This window comes from Mycobacterium sp. MFM001 (assembly GCF_003402475.1).
Classification (GTDB): Bacteria; Actinomycetota; Actinomycetes; order Mycobacteriales; family Mycobacteriaceae; genus Mycobacterium.
The window spans coordinates 89,100-106,643 of record NZ_BFAB01000009.1 but is presented as its reverse complement, the minus strand read 5'-3'; the positions used below and the strand labels follow the sequence as shown (position 1 = coordinate 106,643).

The following is a 17,544-nucleotide window of genomic DNA, read 5'->3' as shown; positions in this document are numbered from 1 at the left end:
GGAACGATCCCCCCGGAAGGTCGACAAGCTCGGTTAACTCAGTCACGCGAAAAAGCCAGTGCCAGTTTCTTTTCCAGGTCTTCGTACGGTGTGCCGGAGATGTCGACGGTGACCTGCGCGATGGTGCCGCCGGTGAAGGCGAACGGCGCCTTGTAGCGGCTGGACACCGCCGAACCGCTGTTGCGGCCCACACTGATTGTGGCGCCGGCCAATCCGAAGGTTCCCGGCTGGGTGGTCATTTCCGGCAGCGACGCGACGGCTTGGTCGTCGATGTACAGCACGGCCTCACCGAGCGGGGTGTGGCTGCCCGCCACTGTGCCCGACCGGGTGTAGCGGACACCGAACAGGTGCCGGCCCAACGGAACTGCGCCGGGCGAGGAGATCGCATGTTGCCGCTCGCCGAGGAAGTTGTACACGTAGTGCAGCCGGCCGTCCTGGATGAACAGGACGTGGCCGCCATGTGCTCCGCCCTGCTTGAACAGCGCACCTTCCGCGCCGGTGCTGTCCACGGTGACGTCCGCAACCACCGAGAACGACTGGCCGCGGATCTCGACAGAGGCGCCGATGCCGACCTCGGCCGCATCGGGATAGTACGTGTAGGTGGACCGCTCACCGGACAGATACGGCCGCCACCGGGTCACCGTTTCGAAGATGTTCAAGTCGGCCAATGGCAGCCCGTTGTACTTGGCGGCCTCGGAGAACCACAGCGCCTTCAGTTCCTCCAGCTTCTCGGGTTGTTCGGTAGCCAGGTCGTGGCACTGGCTGCGGTCGGCCGCGATGTGGAACAGCTCCCAGCGGTCGGCGTCGAAATGCGACCAGCCCGCCGGGGTGGCGGCGTGCACGGTGTTGGCGAACCAGCCGTCGTGCCAGATCCCACGGGTGCCCAGCATGGTGTAGAACTGGGTGTGTTTACCGGTATCGGCTGTCGGATCCTGTAGCGCCGCTGTGAAACTCACGCCGTCCAGCGGCCGTTGCGGAATACCCTTGACCGTCTCCGGCGGCGTAATACCCAGCAAGTCGTAGACCGTTGGGGTGATATCGCAGACGCTGACATAGTTGTCGCGGACTTCACCATGGGCCGCAATCCCATTGGGCCAGGAGATCATTGCGGTGTCGGCGATGCCGCCCTCGTGCGAGGCGTAGCGCTTGAACAACTTGTACGGGGTGTTGAACGCCATCGCCCAGCCGATCGGGTAATGGTTGTAGGTTTCGGGCCCGCCGAGACGATCGAGGTATGTCATGCTCTCTTCGACGGTGTCGATGTAGCCGTTGAAGAACTTCGACTCGTTGACCGAGCCGTTCGGCCCGCCCTCGCCGCTGGCGCCGTTGTCGGAGATCACCACGACGATGGTGTTGTCCAGCTGGCCGGATTGCTCGAGATAGTCCAGAACCCGGCCTATTTGGGCATCGGTGTAGCTCAGGAAGCCGGCGAATACTTCGGCCATCCGGGAGAACAGCTTCTTCTCGTCGTCGGCGAGTGAATCCCACGGCCGCACCGTGTCCTGCAACGGCCACGGCTCCCCGCCCGGGCCGGTCACGTCGAGATACGGATTGATGGGCGACAGCTCGGTTTCCGGCGGGACGATACCCATCGACTTTTGCCGTTCGAGCACGATCTCGCGGTAGCGCTCGTATCCCATGTCGAAGCGGCCGGCGTATTTGTCGGCCCAGTCTTTGAAGACGTGGTGCGGGGCGTGTCCGGCGCCGGGGCACACGTAGGCGAACCACGGCTTGTCCGGCGCAATCACCTTGGCGTCGCGGATGAATTCGATTGTCTTGTCGGCGATGTCCTTCGACAGGTGATAGCCGTCCTCGGGTGTGCTGGGCGGCGGCACGGGATGGTTGTCGTACACCAGGTCGGGGTACCACTGGTCGGTCTCGCCGCCCATGAAGCCGTAGAACCGTTCGAACCCGCGGGACAGCGGCCAGTGCCGCTTGGTCGACGCGAGGTTGGACTCCTCGAGCGGAGTCAGGTGCCATTTGCCGATGCAGTAGGTGTTGTAGCCGCGTTCGGCAAGCACTTCGGAGAGCAGCGCCGTGTCGGCGGGAATGCGGCCATTGCAGTTGGGGAATCCGTCGGTGAACTCTTCGATGGTGGCCATGCCCACCGTGGTGGCGTTGCGACCGGTCAGCAAGGACGCCCGGGTCGGCGAGCACAGCGCGGTGGTGTGGAACTGCGAGAGCCGCACGCCGCGGTCGGCAATCCGAGTCATCGCCGGCATCTCGACCAATCCGCCGAAGCAGTCCCAGGTCGCGATGCCGACATCGTCCCACACCAGATAGAGGACGTTCGGCGCATTGTCCGGTGCGACGGGCGCGGCGTACGGACCCCAATCCGGTTCGGAGTCCCGAATGTCCAGTTCGATTTTGCCCTGAAACTCCGTGGCCATCACCGGCTCCGTTCGCCTTGTCGGTGCGGCGACTATACCGGCCGGATAGCGTCATCATTGCCGGAACCACAACGCAGCGGCTACACCTGACATGTGACGCCGGGCGAGCTGACGCTTTTCCTGTGCGGCGACGTGATGACCGGCCGCGGCGTCGACCAGATCCTCCGGCATGCCGGCGATCCCACGCTGCGCGAGCCGGCGGTAACCGACGCGAGGAACTACGTGCGGCTGGCCGAGCGCGCCAACGGCCCGATTCCCGCTCCGGTCGACGATGCCTGGCCGTGGGGCGATGCTTTGGCGGTGCTCGACGACGTCGCTCCCGACGTCCGCATTCTCAACCTGGAGACCGCCGTCACCGCCGACGGCGACTTCGCGCAGGACAAGGCGGTGCACTACCGGATGCATCCGGACAATCTCGGGTGCTTGACCGCCGTCCGGCCGGACGTCTGCGCGCTGGCCAACAACCACGTCCTGGATTTCGGCCCGACCGGGCTCGCCGACACGCTGCGCGCGCTCACCGCCGCCGGAATCGCGCCCGTCGGCGCGGGTCTGAACGCCCACGACGCGAAAGAGCCTGCGGTGCTTGGACTTACGGACAACACCCGGATCGTGATCGCCGCTGCCGCTATGACGTCCAGCGGCGTCCCACGAGACTGGGCCGCCACAGCGAGCCGGCCCGGAGTCGTCGTCGCGGACCTGTCCGAACGGGGTGCCGTCGAGCTGGCCGACGGGGTCGTGGCGCTCAAGCGACCGGGCGACATCGGGGTGGTTTCGCTGCACTGGGGCTCCAACTGGGGATACGGCGTCGAGGCGGACCAGGTTCGCTTCGCGCACCGACTAATCGACGCGGGCGTCGACGTCGTGCACGGGCATTCGTCGCACCATCCGCGACCGGTCGAGGTGTACCGCGGCAAGCTGATCCTCTACGGCTGCGGCGACACCGTCGACGACTACGAGGGCATCGGCGGGTACGAACCGTACCGCGACGAGCTGCGCCTGCTGTATTTCGCGACGATCGACCGCGGCAGCGGTGTCCTTACCGCACTGCGCCTGGTTCCGATGCGGGCCCGCCGAATGCGGCTGGAGCTCGCCTCACCCGACGATGCCGAGTGGCTGCGCCGCACCCTCGAAGACGCCAGCCAGCGCTTCGGAACACGGTTTCACGGCAAAGCCGACGGCACCCTGGCCGCCGGCCCGGCGTGAGCGAAACTACTTGGCCTTCTCCAGGATTTCGACCAGACGCCAGCGCTTGGTCGCCGACAGCGGACGGGTCTCCATCAGCGAAACCCGGTCGCCGATACCGGCGATACTGTTCTCGTCGTGCGCCTTCACCTTCTTGGTGGTGCGGATGATCTTGCCGTAGAGCGGGTGCTTCACCCGGTCCTCCAACTCGACCACGATGGTCTTCTGCATCTTGTCGCTGACCACATAACCGATGCGGGTCTTGCGCCGGCCCCGCGGCTTGGGCGTGCGCGGAGTGTGCTTGGGGCCCTTTTCTTTCGGGGCTTCCGCAGCCGCGGCCTTCTTCGGGGCGGCCTTCTTCGGCGCGGCCTTGGCGCCAGTCTTCGCCTCTGCCATTACGATTCCTCACCCTCGGGCCCGGAAGCCAGGCCCAGTTCACGTTCGCGCAGCACGGTGTAGATGCGTGCGATCTCCTGCCGCACCGTGCGGAGTCGACGGTTGTTGTTGAGCTGCCCGGTCGCCATCTGGAAGCGCAGGTTGAACAGCTCTTCCTTGGATTCGCGCAGTTTGTCGACCAGTTCTTCGCCGGTGAGCTCGCGCAGTTCGCCAGCGGAAACGCCCACTGCCATCAGAACTGCTCCTCTCGGGTAACGATGCGTGCCTTGATCGGCAACTTGTGGATTGCTCGGGTCAGCGCGGCCCGGGCGATCGCCTCGTTGGGGTAGCTGAGCTCGAAGAGCACCCGGCCGGGTTTGACGTTGGCCACCCACCATTCCGGCGAACCCTTACCCGAACCCATCCGGGTTTCCGCCGGCTTCTTGGTCAGCGGACGGTCCGGGAAGATGTTGATCCACACCTTGCCGCCACGCTTGATGTGGCGGTTGATGGCGATACGGGCGGATTCGATCTGCCGGTTGGTGATGTAGGCGTGCTCCAGAGCCTGGATGCCGTAGTCGCCGAAGCTCACCGTGGTTCCGCCGCTGGCGATGCCGCGCTGACGCGGATGATGCTGCTTGCGGTGCTTGACCTTGCGGGGAATCAACATGATTCAGCTCTCCGTGCTCTGCGTTTCGACGGCCTGCTCCTCGGCAGGCGGCGCGGCGGGAGCCGCGGCGGGCTCCTCGCTGCTCGATGCGGCCCGTCCGGCGTCGGTGCTGGTGGCCGTGGTGCCCGCGGCGCCACTGCGGCGTGGACGGGTGCCCGACGGCCGCTCGCGGCGCGGACGCTCGGCGCCCCCTGCCGTCGGAGCCGCCAATTCGCGCTTGCCACCGACGATGTCGCCCTTGTAAATCCACACCTTCACGCCAATCCGGCCGAAGGTGGTCTTGGCTTCGTACAGGCCGTAGTCGATGTCGGCGCGCAACGTGTGCAGCGGGACGCGGCCCTCGCGGTAGAACTCCGAACGGCTCATTTCCGCCCCGCCGAGGCGGCCGGAGCACTGCACCCGGATGCCCTTGACGTTGGGCTGGCGCATCGCCGACTGGATGGCCTTGCGCATCGCGCGGCGGAACGCCACCCGGTTGCTCAGCTGCTCGGCGACGCCTTGGGCCACCAATTGTGCTTGTGACTCAGGGTTTTTCACCTCGAGGATGTTGAGCTGGACCTGCTTGCCGGTCAGCTTCTCCAGATCAGCGCGGATGCGGTCGGCTTCGGTGCCGCGGCGGCCGATGACGATGCCGGGCCGCGCGGTGTGGATGTCCACCCGGACCCGGTCGCGGGTGCGCTCGATCTCCACGTCGGCGATCCCCGCGCGCTCCAGGCCGGTGGACAGCAGCCGCCGAATCGCAACGTCTTCCTTGACGTATTCGGCGTATTGCTTGTCGGCGTACCACCGAGACTTCCAGTCGGTGGTGATACCGAGCCGGAAGCCGTGCGGATTGATCTTCTGGCCCACTACTGCGAGCCTCCCTTCGCTTCAGAAGCCTCATCGGTCTTCTTGGCCGCTTCCGCGGACTTGGCGGCGGATGCCTTCTTCGCTGGGGCCTTCTTGGCCGGTGCTTTCTTGGCCGGGGCCTTCTCGGCGGATGCCTTCTTCGCCGGCGCCTTCTTGGCGGCGGCCTTGCTCGCCTGGGCGCGACGGGACCGAGCCGACTGCGACGAGCGTTCGTCTTTCACCGGACGGCTTTCCACCACCACGGTGATATGGCTGGTGCGCCGACGGATCCGGAACGCGCGGCCCTGGGCGCGAGGACGGATCCGCTTGGCGGTGGGGCCGTCGTCGGCGCAGACGCTGGCCACCACCAGCGTCGCCGGGTCGAGCCCGTTGTTGTTCTGCGCGTTGGCCGCAGCGCTCGCGATCACCTTGGCCACCGGCACGCTGGCCGCCTGCGGCGCCCAGCGCAAAATGTCGAGCGCCTCGGACACCGACTTGCCGCGGACCAGGTTGATCACCCGTCGCGCCTTGGTCGGCGACACCCGCACAAAGCGCGCCTTGGCTGTCGCAGAAGGAAATTCAGTCGTGGTAGTCATCGCCGCTTGGCTTTCCGGTCGTCCTTGATGTGTCCCTTGAAGGTGCGCGTCGGCGCGAACTCACCAAGCTTGTGCCCGACCATCGCCTCGGTGATGAACACCGGCACATGCTTGCGTCCGTCGTGGACGGCGAAGGTGTGGCCGATGAAATCGGGGATGATCGTCGACCGCCGCGACCAGGTCTTGATGACCTGCTTGGTGTTCTTCTCGTTCTGCGCGTCGACCTTCTTCAACAGATGGTCGTCGACGAACGGACCCTTCTTCAGGCTGCGTGGCATCGGCTACTCCTCTTAACGCCCGTGCTTCTTGCCGGTGCGCCGGCGGCGGACGATGAGCTTGTCGCTGGGCTTGTGCGGTTTACGGGTGCGGCCCTCGGGCTTACCCCACGGGCTGACCGGGTGACGCCCACCGGACGTCTTGCCCTCACCACCACCATGCGGGTGATCCACCGGGTTCATCACCACACCGCGGACCGACGGGCGCTTGCCCTTCCAGCGCATCCGGCCGGCTTTACCCCAGTTGATGTTGGCCTGCTCGGCGTTGCCCACCTCGCCGACCGTGGCGCGGCAGCGCACGTCGACGCGACGGATCTCACCGCTGGGCATCCGCAGCGACGCGTAAGTGCCTTCCTTACCGAGCAACTGGATGCTCGAGCCCGCGGAACGGGCCAGCTTGGCACCGCCACCCGGGCGCAGCTCCACGGCGTGGATCAACGTACCGGCCGGGATGTTGCGCAGCGGAAGGTTGTTGCCGGGCTTGATGTCGGCGTTCGGACCCGACTCCACAACGTCGCCCTGTGAGAGCCCCTGCGGCGCAATGATGTAGCGCTTCTCGCCGTCCAGGTAGTGCAGCAGTGCGATCCGCGCGGTGCGGTTCGGGTCGTACTCGATGTGCGCGACTTTCGCGTTGACGCCGTCCTTGTCGTTGCGGCGAAAGTCGATCACCCGGTAGGCGCGCTTGTGCCCACCACCCTTGTGGCGGGTGGTGATCCGGCCGTGCGCGTTGCGTCCGCCGCGGCCATGCAGCGGGCGCACCAACGACTTCTCCGGAGTCGAGCGAGTGATCTCGGCGAAATCGGAGACGCTGGCACCGCGACGACCCGGAGTCGTCGGCTTGTACTTGCGAATTCCCATGGCTTGTCTCTCTATTCTCGGCTACGCCGGTGCGCCGAACAGGTCGATCGGCTTGCTGCCCGGCGCCAGCGTGACGATGGCGCGCTTGGTGTTCTTACGCTTGCCGTAACCGGTCCGGGTGCGCTTGCGCTTGCCCTGCCGGTTAGCGGTGTTCACCGCCGCCACCTTGACGGAAAAGATCTTCTCGATGGCGATCTTGATCTGCGTCTTGTTCGAGTCGGGGTGCACCAGGAACGTGTACACGTTGTCGTCGATCAACCCGTAGGACTTCTCCGAGATGACCGGCGCCAAGATGATGTCGCGTGGGTCAGTGACGGTCGCCATCAGGCCGAAACCTCCTCGGAAGTGTTGGCGGCGATGTAGGCGTTCAGCGCCTCGACGGAGAACACCACGTCGTCGGCACGCAGCACGTCGTAGGTGTTGAGCTGATCGGGTGCCAGCACATGCACGCCGGGCAGGTTGCGCACACTCTTGACGCCGGTCTCGTCGCTGCGCTCGGTGACCACCAGCACCTGCTTGCGGTCGGTCAGCGTGGCCAGGAAAGCCTTGGCGCTCTTGGTCGACGGGGTCTGACCCGACACCAGCTCGGTGATCGCGTGGATGCGACCGTTGCGCGCCCGGTCCGACAATGCGCCCCGCAGTGCGGCGGCGATCATCTTCTTCGGCGTGCGCTGGCTGTAGTCGCGCGGCTTGGGGCCGTGCACGACGCCACCGCCGGTGAACTGCGGCGCCCGCACCGAACCCTGCCGGGCACGGCCAGTGCCCTTCTGCCGGTAGGGCTTCCGTCCGCCACCGCGGACCTCGCCGCGAGTCTTGGTCGAATGCGTGCCCTGCCGCGCCGCCGCCCGCTGCGCGGTGACGACCTGGTGCATCAGAGCGATGTTGGCCGGCGCATCGAACAGCTCGGCCGGCAGCTCCACCGAGCCGCTCTTCTTGCCGTCCGGCGCCTTGACGTCAATCTTGATGCCAGCCATTACTTCTCACCTCGTTTGATCGCGCTACGGACCATGACGAGCCCACCGTTACGGCCGGGGACAGCGCCCTTGATCAGCAGCACGCCGTTGTCAGCGTCGACCTTGTGCACCAACAGGTTCTGCGTGGTCACCCGGTCGTTACCCATCCGGCCGGCCATCCGGGTGCCCTTGAACACCCGCGCCGGAGTGGCGCAGCCACCGATGGAGCCGGGGCGGCGGTGCACCGCCTGCGCGCCGTGGCTGGCGCCCTGGCCGCGGAAACCGTGCCGCTTCATCGTGCCGGCAAAGCCTTTGCCCTTGGAGGTGCCGGTCACGTCGACATAGCTTCCGGCGGAAAAGATTTCGGCCGTCAACTCCTGACCGACCTCGTATTCGGCGGCCGCGTCGGCGTCGTCGAGACGCAACTCGGCCAGGTGCCGGCGCGGGTTCACGCCGGCGGCGGCGTACTGACCGGACAGCGGCTTGTTGACCTTGCGGGGGCTGATCTCGCCGTAGGCCAGCTGCACCGCGCTGTAGCCGTCGCGCTCCGGTGTGCGGATTCGGGTCACCACGTTCGGCCCGGCCTTGACCACGGTCACCGGAACAACCCGGTTGTTCTCGTCGAACACCTGCGTCATGCCCAGCTTGGTGCCCAGGATGCCTTTTCGTGCCATCGGTTCTGGTCTCCTACTGGATGTTGACGTCGACGCTGGCCGGCAGATCGATACGCATCAACGCATCGACGGTCTTCGGTGTCGGATCGAGGATGTCGATCAACCGCTTGTGCGTGCGCATTTCGAAGTGCTCCCGCGAGTCCTTGTACTTGTGCGGAGAGCGAATAACGCAGTAGACGTTCTTCTCTGTCGGCAGAGGCACCGGACCCACCACGCTGGCGCCGGTCCGGACGACCGTCTCGACGATTTTGCGCGCCGAGGCGTCAATGGCCTCGTGGTCGTAGGCCTTGAGCCTGATGCGGATCTTTTGTCCCGCCACGCTTCTCCTACCTCACTCTCCAATGTCCGGACCTAGGTCCCACGGCGCGCCGGTTGGTCTGGCGTCGCGCCGGATGTTGCGCCGCTGTTTACCTGTCTTGGTCCACCGGCCCCCGCGGTCGGGTGTGTCGCCCTCACGCAGCCTGGTTCGCGACCGAAATTCGCCACGCTCCAAGGATGGGACCGGACGCGCCCGTCTGGGCGCCGGTCGTATGCCCGGCCAGGCGCTAACCCGGCGCAAGGCAACCTGAACAGTATGCCCCAGATCGGGTTGGCGGCCAAATCCTCCCCCGGGCCCGAAAGGACGGTTGATTCTGCGTCCAGGGCGGAAAAGTACGAGGAGTTGACGCCCTCAGCGCAGACTCAACGCCGGAGCTATCTTACTTTGAAGTAAGATATGTGGACATGACCGGTTCGACCAGCACTTATGCCGCATGGAAACGCCTCTCTGGGCGCCCGGGCGGATCGCGGCTGTTTTCGGCAGCCGCGATGGCCCGAGTCCCCTACTTCGTCTCGGTGCTGCCGCACGTGGTCAGGATGGAACCGGGACTGGCCGAGGTGCGGGTGCCGAAGTGGTTTTTCGTCTACAACCATCTGCACACGGTGCACGCGATCGCGTCCTGCAACGCCGCCGAAGTCGCGATGGGGATGCTGATGGAGGCCACCGTGCCGCGCAGCCACCGCTGGATCCCCAAGGCGATGAACGTGCAGTACCTCGAAAAGGCGACGACGTCGCTGCGGGCGCTGGCCCGAGTGGACCCGCCGGACTTCGAGAAGATCACCGACGGCGTCGAACTGGTGGTGCCGGTCAGCGTCACCGACCGCAACGGCGTCGAGGTCGTGCACGCCGACATCACCACCTGGGTCACACCGGCCGGCTGACCCTGCTCACGACTTACCCTTGAGCGTCGCCCAGAACGGGCATTGGTGCGCCTCCTCGAAGGTTGTCGTGACCCGGCTGCCGTCGGGACGCAACGACATCCAACGCGAGTGGTCCCCGCCCACCGCCGGCCAGGGCGGCTGGCCCGCGACCTTCGGTGCACCGGTTGTCACGAATTGGCTCCAGTAGGCGATCATTTGGTCCGACAGCGCGTGCTGGTCGGGATTCAGTGGTGGCGCTCCGCCGACGTTGAACAGGTAGCGCAGCTCCAGTGAATGACTGGCGCCGACGGGAAAAGGCGCATGGCGCAACGGATCCGGTGCGGGCGCGTGCGGATCGTCGAATTCATAGCCATAGACTGGTGCGCCGCGGCTCAGCGCGACGGCCATGCGGTCGGTGACACAGGAGAACACGCCGTCGGTGACTGCCGCGGAGTAGGCAAGCGAAACGTCGCCGCCGTAGCGCTCGGGTGGATAGTGCGCCAGCACTCCCCGCCCGTCGGCGCCGAAGATGTCGGTCAGCACGGCGGGATACTCGGCGGGCGTAACGCCGTGGCCGCGCTTGAGATAACGCAGCGCCGCGAACATCGTGAACTCGTCGTGGTTGACGCCGATCAGTACCGGCACCCGCGCGGCCCGCCCCGCCGACATCGCCGCGACGGGCCCCATCGGCAAGGCCGCTGTGCCGGTCACCGGGCCGGTGAGCGCGTCGGAGTCGCCGATGAAGGAGTACCAGGGCGGTCGCGTCAACTTGCTCTCAGGCAGCGCGCGCAGGCACTCGGCGGCGTGGGCCGGATCCGGGCAGCCCGCCGCTGCGGCGTAGTTCACGCTGGTGTGCTGCGCGGCCGGCAGCTCGGCCTGCGCCTGACACGGCGCGCTCTGGATGATCGCCGCGCGGAAAAGGCCCGCCGATCCCGGCGCCACCAGGTGATCGCACACCGACATACCGCCCGCGGACTCGCCGGCGATGGTCACCTTGGCCGGGTCGCCGCCGAACGCGGCGATGTTGTCGCGTACCCAGCGCAGCGCGGCCTGCTGGTCGGCCAGCCCGTAGTTGCCGACGTCGTTGCCGGTGCCGAGTGCCGGGTGTGCCAGAAATCCGAGCGCCCCGAGCCGGTAGTTGATCGTGACGACGATGATGTGGCCCTTGGCCGCAAGCCAGCGCGCGTTGTAGATGTCGCCGCTGCCGTTGACGAACCCGCCGCCGTGGATCCACACCATCACCGGGCGCTTGTCGGCCCGTCCCGCGGTGGGAGTCCACACGTTGAGCGTCAGACAGTTCTCGCCGGTCGGCTTGACCGTGCGGGCGTCGCGCGGGGTTTCCTGGACGCATTGTGGTCCCGGCTTGCTGGCCTCCAACGTTCCCGGCCAGCGTGCCGCCGGCCGCGGCGGCTGCCAGCGCAGCGGGCCAACCGGCGGCGCCGCGTACGGAATGCCTTGAAACAGGCGATAATCCGCGGCGACCAGGCCGCGCATCGGCCCCACCGGCGTACGCACCACGGCGGCGTCCAGCGGTCCGGCATACGCCGGCTGGGACTTCTGCGGTGCCGCGCTGCCGCCGTGGCCGCAGCCCACCACCAGCGTCGCCGCCAGCAGCAGGGCGGCCCACGCTCGTCGGCGGTCAGGCAATCGGGTCGGCACGAAACTCCAATTTACGGATCGACCCAAATCGCTTCCCGGATATTCGCGACCGTGCGAGAATGAAAAAGTTGACAGGTGTCAAGTCTAGGAGCCTCATGAGCACACCGATCATCGACGAGGCCGCCAAGGTGTTCGCCGATCCGACGTCTTACACCGACGAGCCGCGGCTGCATGCGGCGCTGACGCACCTGCGGGCCCATGCGCCGGTGTCGTTGGTGGACTGTCCTCCTTATCGGCCGTTTTGGGCGATCACCAAACACGCCGACATCATGGACATCGAGCGCGACAACAACCTGTGGATCAACGAGCCGCGGCCGCTGCTGGCCACCGCCGAGCAAGACGACTTTGCGCGTGCGCAACTGGACTCCGGAATGGGGTTGCGCACGCTGATCCACATGGACGACCCGCAGCACCGGGTGGTCCGCGCGATCGGCGCGGACTGGTTTCGGCCTAAAGCGATGCGCGCGTTGAAGGTTCGCGTCGACGAGCTGGCGAAGATCTACGTCGACAAGATGATGGCGGCCGGCACCGAATGCGACTTCGTGCAAGAAGTCGCCGTGAATTACCCGCTGTACGTGATCATGTCGCTGCTGGGGATCCCCGAGTCGGACTTTCCCCGCATGCTGCGACTCACCCAGGAGCTCTTCGGCGGCGACGACGAGGAATTCAAGCGCGGCAACACCTCCGAAGAGCAGCTTCAGATTCTGCTCGACTTCTTCGGCTACTTCAACGCAATCACCGCGTCCCGGCGGGAGCATCCGACCGAGGACCTCGCATCGGCGATCGCCAACGCCCGCGTCGACGGCGAGCCACTGTCCGACCTCGACACCGCCTCCTATTACGTGATCATCGCCACCGCGGGCCATGACACCACCAGCGCGACGATCTCCGGCGGGCTGCACGCGCTGATCGAAAACCCCGACCAGCGCGCGCGATTGACCGACAACCTCGACTTGATGCCGTTGGCGGTCGAAGAGATGATCCGTTGGGTCACGCCGGTCAAGGAATTCATGCGCACGGCCACCGCAGACACCACCGTGCGCGGCGTGCCGATCGCCGAAGGCGAATCGGTCTACCTGTCCTACGTTTCGGGCAATCGCGACGAAGAGGTGTTCGACGATCCGTTCCGCTTCGACGTGGGCCGAGATCCTAACAAACACTTGGCGTTTGGCTACGGTGTGCACTTCTGCCTGGGGGCTGCGCTGGCCCGCATGGAAGTGAACAGTTTCTTCACCGAACTGCTGCCGCGGCTGAAATCCATTGAGCTGAACGGAGATCCGCAGCTGATCGCGACCGTGTTCGTCGGCGGTCTCAAGCACCTGCCGATTCGCTACGAGCTTCGCTGATCGGCTTGCCCTGGGTGCGCTGCACGTGCAGGAAGCCGTCGACCGCGGCGCGGGCGCACTCGCGGTAGTCGAAATCCGGCAGCGTGCTCAGCCGGCCCACCACCATCGGGCCGATCAGCAGGGCGATCGCTCGGGTGCGGTCGATCTCGCCCAGCTCGGCCGCCTCCGGGCTGTCGAAAATGGCGTCGAAGGGCGCGGCGTACTGCTGCGCGATGCGCTCGCGCAGCGTGCTGATCGCCGCGCTGTCGACGGGCGTGTGACGGGCTTCGGGTAGCTGTTCCAGGTCGCGGCCCAGCGCCAGCCAGGACATCGCGGTCAGCATGCCCGGGGCCTCGGCGATCAATTGCCCTTGGGCCTCCACCAACTCGATGAGCCGGTCGCGCAACGTGCCGTCCTGCGACGGCATGGGCGCCGGTGGGATCAGGCTGTTGAAAGCCGCTGCGAGCAAATCGTTTCCGCTCGGGAAGTGGCGGTACAGGGTAGCGCGGGCCACGTTGGCACCGCGGGTGACCGCATCGACGGTCACCGCGCTGGGGCCCCCTGAGCGCAGCAGCGCGGTAGCGGCTTCGAGCAAGCGAGCCCGCGACCGCGCCGGCCGGGGATCGGTACTGCCGGCGATGGGTACCACCTCCCGTTTAACGACGAGACTATCCGTCTATCTACGAGACTGTTAGTCTCAAAAATCCCTCGCCGCCGAAAGGAGGCGCTCCCCCTATGGTCGACACCTTCGTCCGGCCTGATCAGCGTACCGATCTGATGACCGGGTTCGGTTCTCACCGCGCCCGAATCTGGACTATCGCCGTGGCCTGCATGGGCGTGTCGCTGGTCATCGCGTCGATGGTCGCGCTGAACACGGCGCTGGGCGATCGGCGTGTGGGCGCCGGGTCGTAATGGGCAGCAACTTCGCCCGGTGCGTTGGCTCACCCGACGAATTCGGCGGCCCGGTGGCCGAGCATGACGATGCTGGCGTGAGGTCCGCGGCTGGTGATATTCGGCAGCGCGGAGCCGTCGATCACCCACAGGCCGTCGACGCCACGCACGCGACAGCGCGAGTCCAGCACAGCGGAGTCGTCGGCGTCGTCGCCCATCGGCACCGTCCCACAAAGATGCTGTGACGTCGACCACGCCGGCGCGCCGACTTTGGTTGTCTGGCCGACTAATTCGCGGACCAATTCGCTGCCGCGCTGCAGCAGTGCGACGTCGTGCGGGTCGCTGTCGTAGCGATGTTCGATGAGCGGAGGAACCCGGTAATCGGCCGAGACCACCGTGATGCGGCCCCGAGCCCGTGGTTGCATCAGCGCCACGCCGATGTGCGGCCAGTCCGGATGGCCGGGAGTGCCGTCGCCGACCATCGCGACGAATCCGCCGGTGTAAGGGCGGATCTCGAGATCGTCGGCGGTGCTCAACACCACCTCGAGCACCGGGCGCTTCGGGGCCACCGTCCAGTCGGTTCGCAACACCCATTCGGGGTGGTCTGCGAATCGCTTGCCCACCGGCAGCGACACCTGCACCGCGATGCCCGCGCGGCGCAGATCTGACGCGTCGCCCACGCCCGACAGCATGAGCAGGTGCGCGGTCTCAATCGCTCCGGCGCACAACACGATACGATCGGCGTCCAAACAGACCGGTCCGCCGGCAGCGATCGCATCGACGCCGACCGCCCGCCCCTTGCTGAATCGCACCCGCAGCACCCGGGTGGCCGCGAGCAACGTGAGGTTCGGCCGCTGCAGAGCAGGTTGCAGAAACGCCGCTCCGGGCCCGGTTCGCACACCGTCGACGATGTTGAGCGGCACTGCACCGATTCCGGGCACACTGTCTACCCCGTTGAGGTCGTCGATCCAGGGAAATCCCGCACGTAACGCACCGTCGACGAAATGTGCTGTAGTGTCGCTTATTTGATGAGAGCGACGAACATGAATGGGACCGTTCTTGCCGTGCAGTGGATCGCGAAAGTCAAGGTCGGTTTCGATTGCCCGGAAATGACCGAGCACGTCGGGCCAGGTCCAGCCCGGCAGACCGATGTTGTCGAAGTCGCGGGGCAGCCCGCGGCAGAAGTAGCCGCCGTTGACCGCGCCGGACCCGCCCACCACGGCCCCTCGCACGATGTGCACCCGTCGGACCCACTGCTCGGTCAGCGTCGTCACATAGCGGTGCGCCAGCGGACTGGCCGCGCCGATCGGCAACTGCAGGCCATTGGCGATCTGGGCCTGCACGGCCGGATCAGCGGCGCCCACACCGGCTTCGACCACCGTGACGGTACAGCTGGGATCCGCGGAAAGCCGCTCGGCCACAACCGATCCAGCGCTTCCCGCACCGATGATCAGCACATCGCTGTGCAGGCCGGCCGCGGTCAACTGGGAATCAGACCCGGATCTGTGGCTTGAGCGGTCCGATATTGCGTTCCCGCACGACTCCGCACCACAGTCCGATTCCATACGCCAAGTCGTCGACGCGTTTGAGCAAGAGATAGGTCAGCAGCCCGATCGGTTTGGCGTCGTCGTCGGTGGCTCCTCTGCGGCGAAGCCAGTCCACCACGCCGTCGACGATGGCGGCGATCACCACGACGCGACGGCAGTGCCGCGACACGATGGCGGCCAGCAGCGCGACGGGCCAGTAGTGGCGGCAGATCGCCGATGCCAGTTGCAGCGCCGCCGACCAGAGGCCCCGCGTGGCCACCGCCAGCACGTCCCACACCTGGGTGTCGGGGCCCTCCATCGCCTTGGCGATTTTGCGACCGGTCACCGCAGCGATGAGCACCGACGCCAGGTACCCCAATCCCGAGCCGACGGTCATCAGGATCCAGGCCGCCAGCGCCCAACCGGAGATCACCAACGGCGCCGCCTTGTCCGGGTGGCGCGCCGACAGCGGCGCCGCAGATCCGCCGTAAAAGGCTTTGCGTGCAATCCAATTGCGCAAATCGGTGCGATGATCGTGTGCCACCAACGCAATTGGCTCGTATCGCAGCCGTGCACCTGCTTCCACCAGCCGCCAGCAGAGGTCGACATCCTCACCGGAATAAAGACTTTCGTCGAACCCGCCCACCTCGCGCAGTGTGTTACGCCGGCAGATGATTGCCGCGCTGGGCACGTAGGCGACATGCGTGTAGGGAATGACCGGCGCTTCGTGCTGCCCCAGATCCAGCGACGAACGCACCGCCTCGTAGCGAGCTACCAGATGGTCGCTCTGGGCCAGGCCTATGATGCGCGGGGCAACCAGCGCCACGGTGGGGTCGCAGAAGTGGCCGAGCAGCGCCTCCAGCCAGCCGCGGCGCGGGACCACGTCGGAGTCGAGGAACGCGACGAAGTCGGTGGTGCAGGCCGCCAGCCCGGTGTTGCGCGCCGCCGCGGGGCCTTTGCTCGCGGGGTGCCGCAGCACCTCGATGTCGCAGTGCGCGTCGGCGAAGTCGTCCCGCTGGATCGGCTGGACCGACCCGTCGTCGACGATGATGACCCGCAGTCCGCGTAGCGATGCCAACAAACGGCGCAGTCCAGATACGTTGTCCCGCACCGGAATTACCACGGTGACGTCGCGATGCGATGGCCCGCCGGCGGGCCGGGGATGCGCCACCGTCGCGTCCAACAGGGTGCGGGCCAACTCGGCGCTTACCGCGTCGTGCACCTTCAACCGGCCGTCGGCCAGCATGTCCTGGGCGGCCGGCGCCAGCCGCAGTAGCCGGGTGGGCGACCCGCCCAGCAGAGCAGCGCCGTGGCCAAGCACCCGCACACGTCTGTCGACCTGCACAGCAAACCCGTCGGGCAGCCGGGTCTGGGTCATGTCAGCATCCCGTCGGCGCGCGGCGCCCAACGCACGACCCGGCGCACGCAGCCATCGACCATCTCGGTGAAGATCCGTTCCCCCTCGGCCGCGGTCGCCGTCGTCGGATCCCCCAACACACCCACCTCGCTGACCGCCGCGACTCCCCCAGTTCGCATCGACGGTAGCAGGTCGGCCAGTGGCGCGCCGTTTCCCGCACACCACCGGTCTGTGAGCACGTCACCGGGCGAAATATGCAGCAATACCGATGTTTCGGTGTGGCCGGCGTGCGCGTCGGCACCGCCGGCGGCGCAGGCGCACCAGGCGGCGTCGCGCCCCTCAGATCGCAGCAGGCGCACCGCGCGGTCCAGAGCCGCGACGTTGCCGCCGTGGCCGTTGACGAAGAGCAGCCGCTGCGCCCAGCAGGTCGCCGACCTGCCGAACTCGACGAGCAGGGTGGCCAGCGCATCGGTGCCGATGGAAATCGTTCCGGGGAAGCTCTGGTGCTCGCCGCTGTCTCCGTAGCCGATGGCCGGTGCGACCACCCACTGCAGCCCGTCGGCTGCGTCGAGGAGTCGGGCGGCGACCGCCCGGGCGACGGCACCGGCGATCCGGGTGTCGGTGTCCAGCGGCAGGTGCGGTCCGTGCTGTTCGGTGGATCCCACCGGGATCATCAGCGCCGCCGACATGCCTTGTAGCTGGTTCGACGTCGAGCTGCCAAGTTCGCCGAGGACGGCCACTCGCCGATGGTAGGACGAATTCACCTGTCGTGCACCGGTTGTTGGGTGACTCGACGAATTTTTTCC

21 protein-coding genes are annotated in these 17,544 nt (G+C 66.7%); 4 read left to right on the top strand and 17 right to left on the bottom strand.

Annotation, left to right across the window (positions count from 1 at the left end):
• Positions 1-38: 38 nt before the first annotated feature.
• Positions 39-2,390, bottom strand: a complete 2,352-nt coding sequence (locus tag MFM001_RS16675) for an arylsulfatase (protein ID WP_116376386.1) — start codon at positions 2,388-2,390, stop codon at positions 39-41.
• Positions 2,391-2,483: 93 nt separating this feature from the next.
• Here MFM001_RS16675 and MFM001_RS16670 point away from each other — a divergent pair, with 93 nt between their 5' ends.
• On the top strand, positions 2,484-3,593 hold the full coding sequence (locus MFM001_RS16670; protein WP_116376385.1) for a CapA family protein: 1,110 nt from the start codon (positions 2,484-2,486) through the stop codon (positions 3,591-3,593).
• 6 nt (positions 3,594-3,599) lie between these two features.
• Here MFM001_RS16670 and rpsQ read toward each other — a convergent pair whose 3' ends face one another.
• Genes rpsQ through rpsJ form a run of 11 tightly spaced genes read right to left on the bottom strand, consistent with a single transcriptional unit; the run spans position 3,600 to position 9,120 of the window.
• Entirely contained in the window at positions 3,600-3,968 is a 369-nt protein-coding gene (gene rpsQ / locus MFM001_RS16665) for a 30S ribosomal protein S17 (protein ID WP_116376384.1), read from the bottom strand.
• On the bottom strand, positions 3,968-4,201 hold the full coding sequence (gene rpmC, locus MFM001_RS16660; protein WP_045373363.1) for a 50S ribosomal protein L29: 234 nt from the start codon (positions 4,199-4,201) through the stop codon (positions 3,968-3,970). Before rpmC ends, rpsQ begins: the two co-directional genes overlap by 1 nt.
• Complete coding sequence (rplP, locus tag MFM001_RS16655) at positions 4,201-4,617, bottom strand: 50S ribosomal protein L16 (RefSeq protein WP_045373361.1); 417 nt, start codon at positions 4,615-4,617, stop codon at positions 4,201-4,203. Before rplP ends, rpmC begins: the two co-directional genes overlap by 1 nt.
• 3 nt (positions 4,618-4,620) lie before the next feature.
• Entirely contained in the window at positions 4,621-5,466 is an 846-nt protein-coding gene (gene rpsC, locus MFM001_RS16650; protein WP_116376383.1) for a 30S ribosomal protein S3, read from the bottom strand.
• Positions 5,466-6,041 (bottom strand): 50S ribosomal protein L22, encoded by a 576-nt coding sequence (rplV, locus tag MFM001_RS16645; RefSeq protein ID WP_116376382.1) that lies wholly within the window; start codon positions 6,039-6,041, stop codon positions 5,466-5,468. The genes rpsC and rplV overlap by 1 nt, the downstream gene beginning before the upstream one ends.
• The gene (gene rpsS, locus MFM001_RS16640; RefSeq protein WP_045373356.1) at positions 6,038-6,319 is read right to left on the bottom strand and encodes a 30S ribosomal protein S19; all 282 of its coding nucleotides are present in this window, start codon (positions 6,317-6,319) and stop codon (positions 6,038-6,040) included. Before rpsS ends, rplV begins: the two co-directional genes overlap by 4 nt.
• A 12-nt stretch (positions 6,320-6,331) precedes the next feature.
• Positions 6,332-7,174 carry a 50S ribosomal protein L2 gene (gene rplB / locus MFM001_RS16635; RefSeq protein ID WP_062540362.1) on the bottom strand — a complete coding sequence of 281 codons (843 nt, stop codon included), beginning with the start codon at positions 7,172-7,174 and terminating at the stop codon, positions 6,332-6,334.
• 21 nt (positions 7,175-7,195) lie between these two features.
• Positions 7,196-7,498, bottom strand: coding sequence for a 50S ribosomal protein L23 (gene rplW, locus MFM001_RS16630; protein WP_045373352.1), 303 nt, complete (start codon positions 7,496-7,498; stop codon positions 7,196-7,198).
• The gene (rplD, locus tag MFM001_RS16625) at positions 7,498-8,148 is read right to left on the bottom strand and encodes a 50S ribosomal protein L4 (RefSeq protein WP_116376381.1); all 651 of its coding nucleotides are present in this window, start codon (positions 8,146-8,148) and stop codon (positions 7,498-7,500) included. Before rplD ends, rplW begins: the two co-directional genes overlap by 1 nt.
• On the bottom strand, positions 8,148-8,801 hold the full coding sequence (gene rplC / locus MFM001_RS16620; protein ID WP_116376380.1) for a 50S ribosomal protein L3: 654 nt from the start codon (positions 8,799-8,801) through the stop codon (positions 8,148-8,150). Before rplC ends, rplD begins: the two co-directional genes overlap by 1 nt.
• 13 nt (positions 8,802-8,814) lie before the next feature.
• A complete protein-coding gene (gene rpsJ, locus MFM001_RS16615; protein ID WP_003873519.1) occupies positions 8,815-9,120 on the bottom strand; it encodes a 30S ribosomal protein S10 in 306 nt (101 codons plus the stop codon).
• A gap of 404 nt (positions 9,121-9,524) precedes the next feature.
• On the opposite strand from rpsJ, the gene MFM001_RS16605 reads away from it, so the two are divergent.
• A complete protein-coding gene (locus MFM001_RS16605) occupies positions 9,525-10,001 on the top strand; it encodes a hotdog fold domain-containing protein (RefSeq protein WP_116376379.1) in 477 nt (158 codons plus the stop codon).
• Between the two features lie 6 nt (positions 10,002-10,007).
• On the opposite strand, the gene MFM001_RS16600 is transcribed toward MFM001_RS16605, so the two are convergent.
• Positions 10,008-11,639, bottom strand: coding sequence for a carboxylesterase/lipase family protein (locus tag MFM001_RS16600; protein WP_116376378.1), 1,632 nt, complete (start codon positions 11,637-11,639; stop codon positions 10,008-10,010).
• A 95-nt stretch (positions 11,640-11,734) separates the two neighbouring features.
• On the opposite strand from MFM001_RS16600, the gene MFM001_RS16595 reads away from it, so the two are divergent.
• Entirely contained in the window at positions 11,735-12,985 is a 1,251-nt protein-coding gene (locus MFM001_RS16595) for a cytochrome P450 (protein WP_116376377.1), read from the top strand.
• On the opposite strand, the gene MFM001_RS16590 is transcribed toward MFM001_RS16595, so the two are convergent.
• Positions 12,951-13,559 (bottom strand): TetR/AcrR family transcriptional regulator, encoded by a 609-nt coding sequence (locus tag MFM001_RS16590; protein WP_255422414.1) that lies wholly within the window; start codon positions 13,557-13,559, stop codon positions 12,951-12,953. The genes MFM001_RS16595 and MFM001_RS16590 overlap by 35 nt on opposite strands.
• 140 nt (positions 13,560-13,699) lie before the next feature.
• Here MFM001_RS16590 and MFM001_RS24505 point away from each other — a divergent pair, with 140 nt between their 5' ends.
• Positions 13,700-13,876 (top strand): hypothetical protein, encoded by a 177-nt coding sequence (locus tag MFM001_RS24505; RefSeq protein WP_160118022.1) that lies wholly within the window; start codon positions 13,700-13,702, stop codon positions 13,874-13,876.
• A 29-nt stretch (positions 13,877-13,905) separates the two neighbouring features.
• On the opposite strand, the gene mftG is transcribed toward MFM001_RS24505, so the two are convergent.
• From mftG to mftE, 3 genes are read right to left on the bottom strand one after another with little or no spacing between them, the layout of a single operon-like run.
• A complete protein-coding gene (gene mftG, locus MFM001_RS16585) occupies positions 13,906-15,339 on the bottom strand; it encodes a mycofactocin system GMC family oxidoreductase MftG (protein WP_116376376.1) in 1,434 nt (477 codons plus the stop codon).
• Between the two features lie 7 nt (positions 15,340-15,346).
• Entirely contained in the window at positions 15,347-16,759 is a 1,413-nt protein-coding gene (gene mftF / locus MFM001_RS16580; RefSeq protein WP_116376375.1) for a mycofactocin biosynthesis glycosyltransferase MftF, read from the bottom strand.
• Positions 16,756-17,502 carry a mycofactocin biosynthesis peptidyl-dipeptidase MftE gene (gene mftE, locus MFM001_RS16575; protein WP_116376456.1) on the bottom strand — a complete coding sequence of 249 codons (747 nt, stop codon included), beginning with the start codon at positions 17,500-17,502 and terminating at the stop codon, positions 16,756-16,758. Before mftE ends, mftF begins: the two co-directional genes overlap by 4 nt.
• Positions 17,503-17,544 lie beyond the last annotated feature (42 nt).

Excerpts from the sequence above, each read along its gene's own strand:
- rplW (WP_045373352.1), bottom strand. The coding sequence starts at position 7,498 with ATGGCGACCGTCACTGACCCACGCGACATCATCTTGGCGCCGGTCATC.
- mftF (WP_116376375.1), bottom strand. The coding sequence starts at position 16,759 with ATGACCCAGACCCGGCTGCCCGACGGGTTTGCTGTGCAGGTCGACAGA.
- rplB (WP_062540362.1), bottom strand. The coding sequence starts at position 7,174 with ATGGGAATTCGCAAGTACAAGCCGACGACTCCGGGTCGTCGCGGTGCC.
- rplV (WP_116376382.1), bottom strand. The coding sequence starts at position 6,041 with ATGACTACCACGACTGAATTTCCTTCTGCGACAGCCAAGGCGCGCTTT.
- rplP (WP_045373361.1), bottom strand. The coding sequence starts at position 4,617 with ATGTTGATTCCCCGCAAGGTCAAGCACCGCAAGCAGCATCATCCGCGT.
- MFM001_RS16595 (WP_116376377.1), top strand. The coding sequence starts at position 11,735 with ATGAGCACACCGATCATCGACGAGGCCGCCAAGGTGTTCGCCGATCCG.
- rplC (WP_116376380.1), bottom strand. The coding sequence starts at position 8,801 with ATGGCACGAAAAGGCATCCTGGGCACCAAGCTGGGCATGACGCAGGTG.
- rpmC (WP_045373363.1), bottom strand. The coding sequence starts at position 4,201 with ATGGCAGTGGGCGTTTCCGCTGGCGAACTGCGCGAGCTCACCGGCGAA.
- rplD (WP_116376381.1), bottom strand. The coding sequence starts at position 8,148 with ATGGCTGGCATCAAGATTGACGTCAAGGCGCCGGACGGCAAGAAGAGC.
- rpsQ (WP_116376384.1), bottom strand. The coding sequence starts at position 3,968 with ATGGCAGAGGCGAAGACTGGCGCCAAGGCCGCGCCGAAGAAGGCCGCC.
- MFM001_RS16675 (WP_116376386.1), bottom strand. The coding sequence starts at position 2,390 with ATGGCCACGGAGTTTCAGGGCAAAATCGAACTGGACATTCGGGACTCC.
- MFM001_RS16605 (WP_116376379.1), top strand. The coding sequence starts at position 9,525 with ATGACCGGTTCGACCAGCACTTATGCCGCATGGAAACGCCTCTCTGGG.
- MFM001_RS24505 (WP_160118022.1), top strand. The coding sequence starts at position 13,700 with ATGGTCGACACCTTCGTCCGGCCTGATCAGCGTACCGATCTGATGACC.
- rpsS (WP_045373356.1), bottom strand. The coding sequence starts at position 6,319 with ATGCCACGCAGCCTGAAGAAGGGTCCGTTCGTCGACGACCATCTGTTG.